Source organism: Celeribacter neptunius (genome assembly GCF_900113955.1).
Taxonomy (GTDB): Bacteria; Pseudomonadota; Alphaproteobacteria; order Rhodobacterales; family Rhodobacteraceae; genus Celeribacter; species Celeribacter neptunius.
In genome coordinates this window covers 780,454-792,918 of sequence record NZ_FORH01000001.1, presented here as the reverse complement: position 1 = coordinate 792,918, position 12,465 = coordinate 780,454, and the positions used below count along the sequence as shown (strand labels likewise).

The window sequence follows — 12,465 nt, the reverse complement described above, 5'->3', positions numbered from 1 at the left end:
AGCGTCTGCGCTCTTCCGCCGATCTCAGACCTGCATGATCTCTTCTTGCTTATGCGCAAGAAGATCGTCGATGCCCTTGATATGCTTGTCGGTGAGGTCCTGAACCTCGCCTTCCCAGAACTTGTGATCGTCGTCGGACATGCCGTCCTTGTGCTTCTTGATCTGTTCCATACCGTCACGGCGCACGTTGCGCACGGCGACGCGGGCATGTTCGGCATATTGGCCGGCCACCTTGGTGAGCTCGCGACGGCGCTCTTCATTGAGCTCCGGGATCGGCAGCATGATGATCGTGCCATTGAGCTGCGGGTTGATGCCGAGACCGCTTTCGCGGATTGCTTTCTCGACCTTGTTGACCAGCCCCTTGTCCCAGACATTGATCGTCACCATGCGCGGTTCCGGCACGTTCACGGTGCCGACCTGGTTGATCGGCGTCATCGAGCCGTAAGCATCCACCATGATCGGTTCGAGCATCGAACCGGACGCCCGGCCGGTCCGCAGCGAGGCGAATTCCGTGCGCAGGTTCGAGAGCGCCCCGTCCATACGTTTCGCCAGATCAGCTGTGTCGAGTTCAAATTCTTCGGACATGGGTCTCTCCCGTCTTATCTCTCAATGCCCCGCAAGCCTGCCGCGGGGCGCGTCGCCGGTGCTTATAGCCGGATCAGTTCACCAATGTATAGGTGCCTTCGCCCGCCAGGATGGAGCGGAAGCCGCCCGGTGCATCCAGCGGAAAGACGATCAGCGGCAGAGCATTGTCGCGCGCCAGCGCAATCGCCGAGGCATCCATGACCTTGAGATTCTTGCGCAGAACCTCGTCATAGCTGACATGGTCGTAGCGTTTCGCATCCGGGTTGGTCTTCGGGTCTTTGTCATAGACCCCGTCCACCCCGTTCTTGCCCATGAAGATCGCCTCGCAGGCCATTTCATTGGCGCGCAGCGTCGCGGCGGTGTCGGTGGTGAAATAGGGGTTGCCGGTGCCGGCGGCAAAAATGCAGATCCGCTTCTTCTCGAGGTGACGCACGGCGCGGCGGCGGATATAGGGCTCTGCCACCTCGTTCATGGTGATCGCCGAGATCACGCGGGTGTGGATGCCCAGCCCCTCAAGCGCCGCCTGCATGCCGAGCGCATTCATTACGGTCGCCAACATGCCCATGTAATCGGCGGTGGTGCGTTCCATGCCCTGGGCCGAGCCCTGCAGCCCGCGGAAGATATTGCCGCCGCCGATGACCATGCAGATCTCGACCCCGAGATCGTGCACCGATTTCACTTCCTTGGCGATGCGCTCCACCGTCGGCGGATGCAGGCCGAACCCCTGATCGCCCATGAGCGCTTCGCCCGAGATTTTCAACAGCACACGTTTGTACTTCGTGGCAGGATGATCCTTTTCCGCGTCGCTCATCAGAAGTCCCCGAGATCTATGTGATTGATTGCGGGCAAAATGATCGAAAACGCCCCCGGGATCAATGCGCAGCGCGCGAAATATACCCGGGATTCGGCCGGAATTTTTCCTCTTTCCCCTCTGGACAAACCCGCGCCACTTTGCCACCGCAGTCTCATGACCCTGCCCTTTGACATATCGCCCCTGCTCGCCCCCGAACGTCCGGTGCTGATCGCCGGCCCCACGGCCTCGGGCAAATCGGCGCTGGCGCTGGCGATTGCCGAGGCTCAGGGCGGCGTGATCGTCAATGCCGATGCGTTGCAGGTCTTCGCCAATTGGCGGGTACTGACCGCGCGACCGTCCGAGGCGGATGAAGCGCGCGCCAAACATGTGCTCTATGGCCATGTCCCGGGCGATGCCAGCTATTCCGTCGGTCACTGGCTGCGCGATGTCACGCCTTTTCTCACGGGGCCGGTACGGCCGATCATCGTTGGTGGCACCGGGCTCTATTTCAGCGCGCTTACCGAGGGGCTGGTGGAGATCCCCGAAACGCCCCCGAACATTCGCGCCGAGGGCGATCGCAGACGGGCCGAAGACGGCGGGCATCAGGGGTTGCTGGCGGAGCTCGACGCCGAAGACCCGCTGACCGCCGGCAAGATCGACCGACTGAACCCGATGCGGGTGCAACGCGCCTGGGAGGTGCTGCGCGCCACCGGACGCGGGCTCGCGGACTGGCAGGCCGACACGCCGCCGCCGCTTTTGCCGCTCGCCAACTGCACCCCGCTCGTGATGCAGGCCGACAAGGATTGGCTCAACGCCCGCATCGCCCGGCGATTCGAAATGATGCTCGCTCAGGGCGCGCTGGCGGAGGCGGAGGTCAATCTGCCGACCTGGGACCCGGCCGCGCCCTCGTCGAAAGCCATCGGCGCACCGGAGCTGATCGCCTACCTGCGCGAAGAGATGTCGCTTTCCGAGGCGAAAGAGGCCGCGACCGTGGCGACACGGCAATATGCCAAGCGGCAACGCACATGGTTTAGGGCGCGCATGAAGGCCTACCACAAGATATCGCTGCCGTGAGTAATGGTTGATGAATTCTTAACATTAACCCATACCGCATTGAAAATAAAAGATTTTCTTTGACAGGTCGCGCAACAGGGTTAGTCTCTGCGGGAATTGTACAAACCGAACAAGACCCGCTGCCATGCCCGAGAAGACACCGCGTAAAATTTTCCAAACCCTGCCGCTGGGGGAAATCGGCAGGAAAGGGAACGCCGCGCCGCCCGCCAGCCAGCCGGATATCCCGCTGTCGAAACAAGCGCGCCGCCGCCGCTCGCGCACACCGCAGATCCCGGACCTCCCGGAACAAGAGTCCTACCGCGTCCTGCCGCTGGGGCGTGGCTCCGGCACGCTGTCGGGCGCCGAGAAATGGCGGATGCAGGCGATGCGCAGCCATCGCACGCCGACGCTTCTCTGGTTCACCCGCGGTCAGGGCCGGATCACCGTGTCGGGCGTCACCCGCGGGTTCGGACCGCACAACCTGTTGTTCCTGCCGACCCGCACCATGTACGGGTTCGAGCCGGTCGGTCAGGTCATGGGCTACCGCGTGCACCTGCCCGAGGACCCGTCTCTGGCGCTGCCCGAGGAGCCTCTGCACATGCGGTTTCGCGAAGTGTTGCAGCAAAACGAGATCACCGGAATGATCGAGGGGCTGCAACGCGAGATCGAGACCGATCAGCCCGGGCGCGACCGCGCCATGGCGTTCCAGGCCGGGATGATCGCGGTCTGGCTGGAGCGGCAGATGTCGATCATGCCCGACTACGATCTCACCCCGGATGCCTCGCGCCGTCTGGCCGCGGCCTTTACCGCGCTGGTCGAGAACGAGCTGCGCGATGGCCGAACGGTGGCGCATTTTGCCGCCGAACTGGGCGTGACGCCGACGCATCTCACCCGCGCCTGCAACATCGCCTGCGGCCGCTCCGCCTCGGCCATTCTGGCAGACCGGGTGCATTTCGAAGCCCGGCGGTTGCTGATGGAGACGGATCTGCCGATCAAGCAGGTGGCCGAAAAGCTCGGCTTCCACTCGGCGGCGTATTTTTCCCGGGCGTTTCACAAACACACCGGCGTCTCGCCACGGGCCTTCCGGCAGATGCGCTGAGCCCCTGCCAGCTCTCAGACCGGCGTTCAGACAGAAGACCCCCCTTGCTCTGCCTGTGGCAAGCGCATCGCGTCGCGCACGACCTGTGCCGCGAACCCATCGACCAGCGCCGCATAGCAGGCCTCGCAATCGCCCGGCGCGATCTGCGCCAGGCCCTCGGACGGCAGCGCAATCCGGTATTTTCGCATCGGCATCTCGGTCTCCGGCGCATCGATATAGACCTGGCCCTCCAGCAGCCAGCCGTCCGGCAGACGGTCCACCGTCGCTTGCTGCCCCCCCGGATCATCCGGCATACCCGTGACATCGACGCGGACATGATAGGCCTCGGCCCAGATCAACGGCCCGCTCACAGCCTCATCCAGCATGGATTGCAACCGGTCCCGGATCGCCACGGTCAGGTCCGAGGCCAGCCGCGCCGACAGGCCCGAGCCGTGAAGGTTGCCCCGCCCCTCGAAGATCTCGACCTCGGTCGCCTCGCCGAGCCGATCGACATCGTCTCCCGAACGGCTGCCGCGCGTCGTCGCGGCCAGCGGCAGCGCCGCAACCGAGGCCGAGGTCAAAAGGGCAAAGATAAAGGTGCGTTTTCCGTCACGACGGGTCATGATCGCTCCTCTCTCCGAGGTCCGCCCCCTTCGGCGCCTCGATCTGGAGCAATCATACCCGCGACGATGACAAGTCGAAATCACCCCTCCGTGAGCGGCAATCCTGCGCGGAGCGGCGCTCACGAGCCGTAGATGATCCGCACGTAATTCATCGTCTCTTTATAGGGCGGGATGCCGTCGTATTTCTCGACCGCCAGCGGCCCGGCATTGTACGCAGCAAGCGCCAGACGCCAGTTGCCGAAGCGGTTGTACATCTGCCGCAGGTAGCGCGCGCCACCTTCGAGGTTCTGATGCGGATCGTTGATATTGACGCCGAGACGCCGGGCGGTGTCGGGCATCAGCTGGGCCAGTCCGGTGGCGCCTTTCGGGCTGCGTGCGGTCGGGTTCCAGCCGCTTTCCTGCTGCACGAGGCGGAAGAACAGGTCTTTCGGAATGCCGTGTTTTTGGGCCATCGCCTCGGCCACGGGCAGCCATTGCCCCTTGTAGCCGCCGGTATAAGGGCGGGAAATATCGTCGCCGCCAAACCGTTCGGGCTGCAGGCTCGTCGAATTGGAATACTGATCGGCGGCCCGGCCATCCAAGACATCGAGCTGGGATCGAAAGATCGCCATGCGGTTGCTGGTGGAGAAAATCTCATCGGCCATGGCCATATCGGCGGAGGCAATCGCTGCCGTCGCAATGACTAAAGCCGCACGTATCCCGAGGCCGTTCCGCGAAGACATTCGCACAGCCGGTCGCACAGACACCAGACCCATGGAAATACCCTGTCCCTAACTCAATTGCCGGCAATATAGTCACGAAACGTCACATTTCAAAGCATTGCCGTGACGCAGGCGGTTTTTAGCCAGCGCAGCAGGCCTGCGGAGATGGCGGATTTTCCATGGAGTTTGGTGGTTTTGCCCTTTCCTTGCCGCGCCGGGTTTGGTGTAAGGTGCCTCCAACTTAGAGAATCTGACGATAAATACTCAGGGAGAATTCGCATGGCCGGTTCCGTGAACAAAGTCATCATCGTGGGCAATCTCGGCCGCGACCCCGAAGTCCGCACCTTCCAGAACGGCGGCAAGGTCTGCAACCTGCGCATTGCCACCTCCGAGAACTGGAAAGACCGCAACACCGGTGAGCGCCGCGAACGCACCGAATGGCATTCGGTGGCGATCTTTTCCGAACCGCTGGCGCGCATTGCCGAGCAATATCTGCGCAAAGGCTCCAAGGTCTATATCGAGGGCCAGCTCGAGACCCGCAAATGGCAGGACCAGCAAGGCAACGACCGTTATTCGACCGAAGTGGTGCTGCGCCCCTATCGCGGGGAGCTGACGCTCCTGGATGGTCGCGGCGAAGGCGGCCAGGGCGGCGGTGGCGGCGGCTACGGCGGCGGTTATGATCAGGGCCCGTCCGGCGGCTACGATCAGGGCCCCTCGGGTGGCTATGATCAAGGCCCGTCGCAAGGTGGCGGTTCACGCCCCTCGCTCGACGACGACGAGATCCCGTTCTGAGATTGATGAAACCCCGCCAAACGGCGGGGTTTTTCTTTGGGGAACCATCGCAAACCGAGGCGATACCTCCCTGTCACATGGTCATGGCAACATGGCAGACGCGCAACATAGGAGACGACCATGAGCAATATCGTCAAACCCACCACAGATCAGGACCTGATCGACGCATTCCTCGCCAAGGGCGGTGAAGTGAAAAAGGGCAAGACCAAGCCCCTGCCGATGGGTCTCGGCCTGTCGAAAGGTCAGTGGGGCAACACGCTCAGCAAAGAGGAAAAAGAGGCACGCGAGGCGGAAGTCGACATGAGCGATCTGCCGCCTTTGAAAAGCGGTCAGCGCCGCAACGGCTGACGCGTCTGCGCGCTTTGAGTTGGCGCCTTTGATCGAGGCTTGAGCTTGTCGGCCGTGTCTCGCGGCTGAACCACCCCGAAGCAGCGCTTAGGGGGTCGTCACAACGACGCGTCTTCGCGACTACTGCGCCAACGCGTCCTTCAACACCTGCACCACCGCTTCGCGCGGCACGTCGGCGGTGACGAAAGCGTCGCCAATGCCGCGGGCGAGGATGAAGCGGAGCTGGCCATCCACCACCTTTTTGTCCTGCCCCATCAGCTCGACCAGGTCTTCGGCAGAGGGCAGATCGCCCTCGATATCCGACAGGTCGCATTTCATCCCCATGGCTTTGAGATGCTGGCGCACGCGGCTCGGCGCCTCCTGCGAACAGAGGCCCAGACGGGACGACAGCTCAAAGGCCAACGCACAGCCGATCGCCACGCCTTCGCCATGCAACAGCCGGTCGCCATAACCGGTCGCGGCCTCAAGCACGTGACAGAAGGTATGACCAAGGTTCAAAAGCGCGCGGTCGCCCTGTTCGGTCTCGTCGCGCACCACGATATCGGCTTTCATCTGCACGGAATGCCGCACCGCCTCGGCGCGAAGCGCCATGTCACCCGCCGCCAGTGCTGGACCGTTCTCTTCGAGCCATTCGAAAAAGCTCTCATCGCCCAAGAGCCCGTATTTCTGCACCTCGCCATAGCCGGCCAGGAAATCGCGCAAGCTGAGTGTCCCGAGGATGGAAATGTCGGCCAAGACCAGCGAGGGCTGGTGAAAGGCACCGATCAGGTTTTTGCCCTGGGGCGCGTTGATCCCGGTCTTGCCGCCGACCGAACTGTCGACCTGGGCCAGAAGCGTCGTCGGGATCTGCACAAAGCGCACGCCCCGGCGCAGCACCGAAGCGGCAAAGCCGGCCAGATCGCCGATCACCCCGCCGCCAAAGGCGACGACCACGTCCTTGCGCTCACATTTCTCGGCCAGAAGCCATTCCACCGCGCGGGTGAACTCTGGCCAGGCTTTCGTACCCTCGCCCGCCGGCAGCGCCAGCGACACCATGTCGATGCCCGAAGCGGCAAGCCCCGCACGCAGGGCCTCGAGATGCAGCCCCGCGACCGTCTCGTCGGTCAGCACGAAGACCTTTTTCTTTTTGCCCAGAAGCGGGGCGATATGGGCGCCGGCCTCGGCCACAAGACCCTCGCCGATCCGCACATCATAGGCGCGATCCCCAAGCGGCACATGCACCGTTTGAAACTGTCCAGCTCCATAGCTCATTGATCATCCTCCAGAATATCGCCCTTCTTTGCGAGCGCGCGGACCACCTTTTCGGCCATGGCCTCGATCGACAGCCCCGGCTCCGCCTCGACGATCAGCTCGGCCTGGGCATAGAACGGTTCGCGCGCCAGTGCCAGCGCCTTGAGCGTCTCATAGGGGGTGTCGGTGCGCAGCAATGGCCGGGTCGTCTTGTGCCGCACCCGCGACCACAGAAGATCGAGATCGGCCTTGAGCCAGACCGCGACGCCGCGCTCGGAAATCATCGCGCGATTGTCGGCCGAAAGATAGGCGCCACCGCCCGTGGACAGGATGGCGCGCTGCGAATCCAGCAACCGGCCGATCACCTCGCTCTCGCGTTTACGAAAGAACGCTTCGCCATGTTCCTCGAAAATCTCGGCAATCGAGCGATCCGCCGCCTTCACAATTTCGGCATCCGAATCCAGAAACGGGACCTCGAGCTGGCTCGCGAGAGCCTTGCCCACGGCGGTTTTTCCCGCCCCCATCATGCCCACGAGGGCCACCGTCTTCCTCAAACCCTTCGCCATCTGCCTCGTTTCTTCCCCTCGCCTCTTTCGGTACAGCTTTCTATGCCGCCTTCAATCTTTGCGGCAAATTCCCGCCGACAAAAATTTCGCTCCTTCAATGGCGTGATCTCTCGGAAAATGCCATATATAAAACCAAGAAAACCGGAACCGGCAGAAAAAAGCCCGGCAATCCGGAAAAATGCCGCCCGCAACACGGGCACAAACGGAGGCAGTCGACGTTGCGCAAATTTCTGTTCCGGCTTTTGGCCATATTGATCCTTCTCGGCCTGATCGGCTTCATCGGCTTTGCCTATGTCGGTGACCTGTCCCCGGAACGCACCGAACAACGGGTGCCGGCCACGATCGAGCTCAAGTGAGGCCATGCGGCGGCGTCCCTCCCTCCCCGTGATGTTGAACGCCCTGCCGCTGGCGCTTGCATTGGCGCTGCCGGCCGCCGGACAGGAACAGAGCGCGGCACAAAAGCCGATTTCCGCCATCGACTGGCTCTCCGATACGCTTGACGCGCCGCGCCCGGCGCCGGTCCCCGACACCAGCGACATTGCCGAGAGTGCCCTGCCGGAAACGGTCACCGTCCTGCCTCTGGATGCCCCGGACCCGGACAGCGCCGGACTTTTGGCGCCATCGGTCACCGGCCTGCCGCGGGCGCTCTGGGGCGCCTCGGACGCCACCGACATTGCCCGGCGGATCAGCGTGATCTCGACCCGCTCCGATCTTCTGCCGGCCTCGCGCCGGCTGTTGAACACGCTGGTTCTGGCCGAACTGGACCCGCCGATACGCTCCGATCGCGACGGGCGGCTGTTTCTGACCCGCGTCGATGCGCTGCTCTCGCAGGGGCTTCTCGACGAGGCCAATGCGCTGGTCGATCTCGCCGGTCTCAGCACGCCGGCGATCTTCCGCCGTGCGTTCGACACGAAACTGCTCTTGGGCACCGAGGATGAGGCCTGTCAAAGGCTCACCCATACGCCCGGCCTGTCGCCTTCGCTGCAGGCTCGGATCTTCTGCCTCGCGCGCGGCGGCGATTGGAGCGCGGCGGCGCTGACGCTTGAAACCGGCGAGGCCCTGGGGCTGATCCCGGAAAACCAGGGCACGCTTCTGGCGCGTTTTCTCGACCCCGACCTGTTCGAGGGGGAGCCGCCGCTGCCGATCCCGGATCATCCGACGCCTTTGACCTTTCGCCTGATGGAAGCCATCGGCGAGCCACTGCCGACCACATCCCTGCCGCTGGCCTTTGCACAAAGCGACCTGCGCGCCACCTCCGGCTGGAAGGCACGGGCCACGGCGGCCGAGCGGCTGGCGCGTGTCGGCGCGCTCTCGCCCAACCGCTGGCTCGGCATCTGGTCCGAACATCTGCCGGCGGCCTCCGGCGGCATCTGGGACCGGATCGACGCGCTGCAGAATTTCGAGACCGCACTCAACGAGCAGGACCCCGATGCGGTCGCCCGCACCCTGCCCCCGGTCTGGAACGAAATGCGCGCCGCAGGTTTGCAGAACGTCTTCGCCGAGCTTTTCGCCACGCCGCTCTCGAAACTCAGCCTGAGCGGCGCGGCCTCGGAGATCGCCTTCGACGTGGCGCTCCTGTCGCCGGATTACGAGAAGATCGCGCTCACCTGGAAACCGGCACTCGACCGCGAGCAGGCCTTCTTGCAGGGCATCGCGCTGGGGGATCTGCCGACCGGCCGGCCCGGCAGCGCGCAGGCCCGGGCCATTGCCGAGGGCTTCAAATCCTCCGGCATCCCGGTGCGGCTGACCACGCTGGTCGATGAGGGCCGTCTGGGCGAGGCGATCCTGCGCGCGATCGAGCTTCTGGAAGGCGGCGCCATGGGCGATCAGGACGAGCTCTCGGACGCGCTGCAATTCTTCCGCGCCATCGGGCTCGAGGCCACGGCGCGGCGGGCGGCGCTCGAACTCTTGTTGCTGGAACGACGCGGATGAGTATCGCGCCGCAGGATGCCCGCTGGATTTCCAGTTTTTCCGAGGCGCAGATGGCCGAGCTTGGCGCCGCCGAGAACACGCGTCTCTCCTATGGCCGCGATCTTGTCGGCTTTTCCGACTGGCTCGCACGACGGGGCAGAAGTTTCGAGAGCGCTGGGCGCGACGATATCGAAGCCTATCTCGTGGCCTGCGAGGCCGAAGGCCTGGCGCAATCGACGCGGGCGCGCCGGCTCTCCTCGATCAAACAGCTCTACCGCTTTGCCTTCGAAGAGGGCTGGCGCGGCGACAATCCGGCGATCCAGATCAAGGGGCCCGGGCGGGTGAAGCGCCTGCCCAAGACGCTCTCCGAAGACGAGGTGAGCCGGCTTTTGGAGGCCGCGCGGGCGGTTGGGCGCCATGCGGAAGACCGGCTGCGCAACACCTGTCTGATGGAAATTCTCTACGCCACCGGCATGCGGGTCTCGGAGCTGATCTCGCTGCCGGTGTCCGCCTGTCGTGGCGATCCGCGGATGTTGCTGGTGCTCGGCAAGGGCGGCAAGGAGCGGATGGTGCCGCTGTCGCAGCCCGCGCGCGCCGCGCTGAAAGATTGGCTCGAGACCCGCGACAGCGCAGAAGATCTCCAGAAGCGGGAGAAGGGCAAGAAGCCTTCGCTCTTTCTCTTTCCGTCACACGCCAGACAGGGCCATATCACCCGCGACGGGTTCTACAAGCTGATCAAGGAAATCGCGGTCGCCGCCGGGGTCTCGCCCGCCAAGGTCACGCCGCACACGCTGCGCCATGCGTTTGCCACCCATCTTCTGGCGCATGGGGCGGATCTCAGGGCGATCCAGACGCTTCTCGGCCATGCCGACCTGTCAACCACCGAGATCTACACCCATGTCCTCGACGAACGGTTGAAAGAGCTGGTGCTCACCCATCATCCGCTGGCCAAGGAGTGAGGCGCAAATCGCCGCGGGTGCGGCTTGCCGGGCTTGAGCATCGGTCGATGCCCCGCGCCGGGCAACGCCCGAAAGGGCGCGCAAAACCTCATCAAGGCGTAGCCTTATCAGCGGCTTACGGGTTCATCTTCAGGTAATTTACGAGCTGCAGGGTCGATCCGTCCTTGCCCGCGCCATCGCTTTCCCCGGCCAGAACCGGTTGCAGGGCGAGCGCCAACTCCTTGCCCAGTTCGACGCCCCATTGATCGTAGGAGTTTATCCCGAGGATCACGCCTTCGACAAAGACGCGATGCTCGTAAAGGGCGATGACCTGCCCCAGTACAAAGGGCGTCAGCTTGTCATAGGCGAGTGTCGTCGAGGGCCGGTTGCCCGGGAAGACACGATGCCGCGCCTGACGCTCGAGCTCCGCCCCTTCGAAACCTTTTTTGGTCATGATTTCCGTAGCTTCTTCGAGGGTCCTGCCACGCAGAAGCGCTTCGGACTGGGCCAGACAATTGGCGACCAGAAGCTCATGCTGATGTGCCAACCCGCGTTCGAACCCGTGGCGGCCGACCATGAATTCGCAGGGCACGACCCGGGTGCCCTGATGGATCAACTGGTAAAACGCGTGCTGGCCGTTGGTGCCGGGTTCGCCCCAAACGACGGGCCCGCTGTCGAAAGGCAGGTCCGTGCCGTCCATGGCGACGCGCTTGCCATTGCTCTCCATCTCCAGCTGCTGGAGATAGGCCGGAAGCCGTAGCAGCCGCTGCTCATAGGGCAGCACCGCGCGCGTGGCATAGCCGCAGACCTGATTGTGCCAGACGCCCACAAGCGCCAGAAGCATCGGCAGGTTGTCTTCCACCTTGGCCTCGCGGAAATGCCGGTCCATCGCCTGCCCGCCGCGCAGGAATTCGGCAAAGCGTTGCGGCCCGATGGCCAGCATCAGCGACAGGCCGATCGGCCCCCAGACCGAATAGCGACCGCCGACCCAATCGTCGAAACCGAAGACCAGATCGGGATCGATCCCGAATTCGGCGGTCTTGTCGCGCGCGGTGGAGACGGCGGCGAAATGTTTCGACACCCCCTCTTCGCCCACCGCGGACACCAGCCAGTCGCGCGCGGTCCGGGCATTGGTCATGGTCTCGATCGTGGTGAAGGTCTTGGAAGAAACCACGATCAGCGTGGTCTGCGGATTGAGCTTCGAGAGCACGTCATGGATATGCGCGCCGTCGACATTGGAGACGAAATGGCATTTCGGCCCGTCGGCAAAAGGATGCAGCGCCATATAGGCCATGACCGGCCCGAGATCGGAGCCGCCGATGCCGATATTCACCACATGTTCAAAGGCCGTGCCGGAATAGCCGGAGATCTGACCGCGTCGCACCCGGTCGGCGAAATCATCCATCCGCGCCAGCGTATGACGCACAGAGGGCATGACATCCTTGCCCTCGACCATGACCGGGCCACCGTCGAGATTGCGCAGCGCGGTATGCAGCACGGCGCGGCCCTCGGTGTCGTTGATCTTTTCGCCGGTGAACATCGCCTCGCGCTTCGCCGCCACGCCCGCCTGATCCAGCAGGCCGAACAGCGCCGCGCGCGTGGCATCGTCGATATTGGTTTTCGAATAATCGAACAGGAGACCATCGGCCATCGCCGAATAGCGGCTGGCGCGATCTTCGTCCTCGGCAAACAGATCCAGAATATGACGGTCCCCGGCCTCGGCCTTCAGGGCTTTCAAAGCGGCAAAATCAACACTCATATCGTCTCCTTAAGGGCCGTTCGGGGCGACAGATCACGATGCGCCCCACTTTCCTCTATATGCGATTTATTACAGTCTCGCTAAGCCT

General features: G+C 63.6%; 14 protein-coding genes. 7 read left to right on the top strand and 7 right to left on the bottom strand.

Translation table 11 applies throughout. The features are described from left to right. Nucleotides 1-24: 24 nt before the first annotated feature. Nucleotides 25-585, bottom strand: coding sequence for a ribosome recycling factor (gene frr / locus BM151_RS03925; protein ID WP_090057672.1), 561 nt, complete (start codon nucleotides 583-585; stop codon nucleotides 25-27). A 73-nt stretch (nucleotides 586-658) separates the two neighbouring features. Next, nucleotides 659-1,396, bottom strand: coding sequence for a UMP kinase (gene pyrH / locus BM151_RS03920; RefSeq protein WP_090057669.1), 738 nt, complete (start codon nucleotides 1,394-1,396; stop codon nucleotides 659-661). A 156-nt stretch (nucleotides 1,397-1,552) separates the two neighbouring features. Between pyrH and miaA the strand changes: the two genes are divergently transcribed. Continuing rightward, entirely contained in the window at nucleotides 1,553-2,452 is a 900-nt protein-coding gene (gene miaA / locus BM151_RS03915; protein WP_090059174.1) for a tRNA (adenosine(37)-N6)-dimethylallyltransferase MiaA, read from the top strand. Nucleotides 2,453-2,576: 124 nt separating this feature from the next. Beyond that, nucleotides 2,577-3,530 (top strand): helix-turn-helix domain-containing protein, encoded by a 954-nt coding sequence (locus BM151_RS03910; RefSeq protein ID WP_090057664.1) that lies wholly within the window; start codon nucleotides 2,577-2,579, stop codon nucleotides 3,528-3,530. Between the two features lie 26 nt (nucleotides 3,531-3,556). Here the strand turns inward: BM151_RS03910 and BM151_RS03905 are convergent, their stop codons facing one another. Then, the gene (locus BM151_RS03905) at nucleotides 3,557-4,132 is read right to left on the bottom strand and encodes a hypothetical protein (RefSeq protein WP_090057660.1); all 576 of its coding nucleotides are present in this window, start codon (nucleotides 4,130-4,132) and stop codon (nucleotides 3,557-3,559) included. Nucleotides 4,133-4,251: 119 nt separating this feature from the next. Continuing rightward, nucleotides 4,252-4,854, bottom strand: coding sequence for a lytic transglycosylase domain-containing protein (locus tag BM151_RS03900; RefSeq protein WP_090059173.1), 603 nt, complete (start codon nucleotides 4,852-4,854; stop codon nucleotides 4,252-4,254). A 258-nt stretch (nucleotides 4,855-5,112) separates the two neighbouring features. Between BM151_RS03900 and ssb the strand changes: the two genes are divergently transcribed. Both ssb and BM151_RS03890 read left to right on the top strand, forming a co-directional pair. Further along, a complete protein-coding gene (ssb, locus tag BM151_RS03895; RefSeq protein WP_090057657.1) occupies nucleotides 5,113-5,625 on the top strand; it encodes a single-stranded DNA-binding protein in 513 nt (170 codons plus the stop codon). Nucleotides 5,626-5,745: 120 nt separating this feature from the next. Next, on the top strand, nucleotides 5,746-5,973 hold the full coding sequence (locus BM151_RS03890) for a hypothetical protein (protein WP_090057653.1): 228 nt from the start codon (nucleotides 5,746-5,748) through the stop codon (nucleotides 5,971-5,973). Between the two features lie 120 nt (nucleotides 5,974-6,093). On the opposite strand, the gene aroB is transcribed toward BM151_RS03890, so the two are convergent. After that, entirely contained in the window at nucleotides 6,094-7,224 is a 1,131-nt protein-coding gene (aroB, locus tag BM151_RS03885; RefSeq protein ID WP_090057649.1) for a 3-dehydroquinate synthase, read from the bottom strand. Continuing rightward, complete coding sequence (locus tag BM151_RS03880) at nucleotides 7,221-7,805, bottom strand: shikimate kinase (RefSeq protein ID WP_281245290.1); 585 nt, start codon at nucleotides 7,803-7,805, stop codon at nucleotides 7,221-7,223. Before BM151_RS03880 ends, aroB begins: the two co-directional genes overlap by 4 nt. A 182-nt stretch (nucleotides 7,806-7,987) precedes the next feature. Between BM151_RS03880 and BM151_RS21565 the strand changes: the two genes are divergently transcribed. The 3 genes from BM151_RS21565 to BM151_RS03870 are packed head-to-tail and all read left to right on the top strand — an operon-like array spanning nucleotide 7,988 to nucleotide 10,639. Beyond that, entirely contained in the window at nucleotides 7,988-8,125 is a 138-nt protein-coding gene (locus tag BM151_RS21565) for a hypothetical protein (protein ID WP_177212972.1), read from the top strand. 4 nt (nucleotides 8,126-8,129) lie between these two features. Further along, on the top strand, nucleotides 8,130-9,701 hold the full coding sequence (locus BM151_RS03875; RefSeq protein WP_245781086.1) for a hypothetical protein: 1,572 nt from the start codon (nucleotides 8,130-8,132) through the stop codon (nucleotides 9,699-9,701). Beyond that, on the top strand, nucleotides 9,698-10,639 hold the full coding sequence (locus BM151_RS03870) for a site-specific tyrosine recombinase XerD (RefSeq protein WP_090057638.1): 942 nt from the start codon (nucleotides 9,698-9,700) through the stop codon (nucleotides 10,637-10,639). The genes BM151_RS03875 and BM151_RS03870 overlap by 4 nt, the downstream gene beginning before the upstream one ends. 115 nt (nucleotides 10,640-10,754) lie before the next feature. On the opposite strand, the gene pgi is transcribed toward BM151_RS03870, so the two are convergent. After that, nucleotides 10,755-12,377: a glucose-6-phosphate isomerase gene (pgi, locus tag BM151_RS03865; RefSeq protein WP_090057634.1), complete on the bottom strand. Its 1,623-nt coding sequence runs from the start codon at nucleotides 12,375-12,377 to the stop codon at nucleotides 10,755-10,757. Nucleotides 12,378-12,465: the final 88 nt, after the last annotated feature.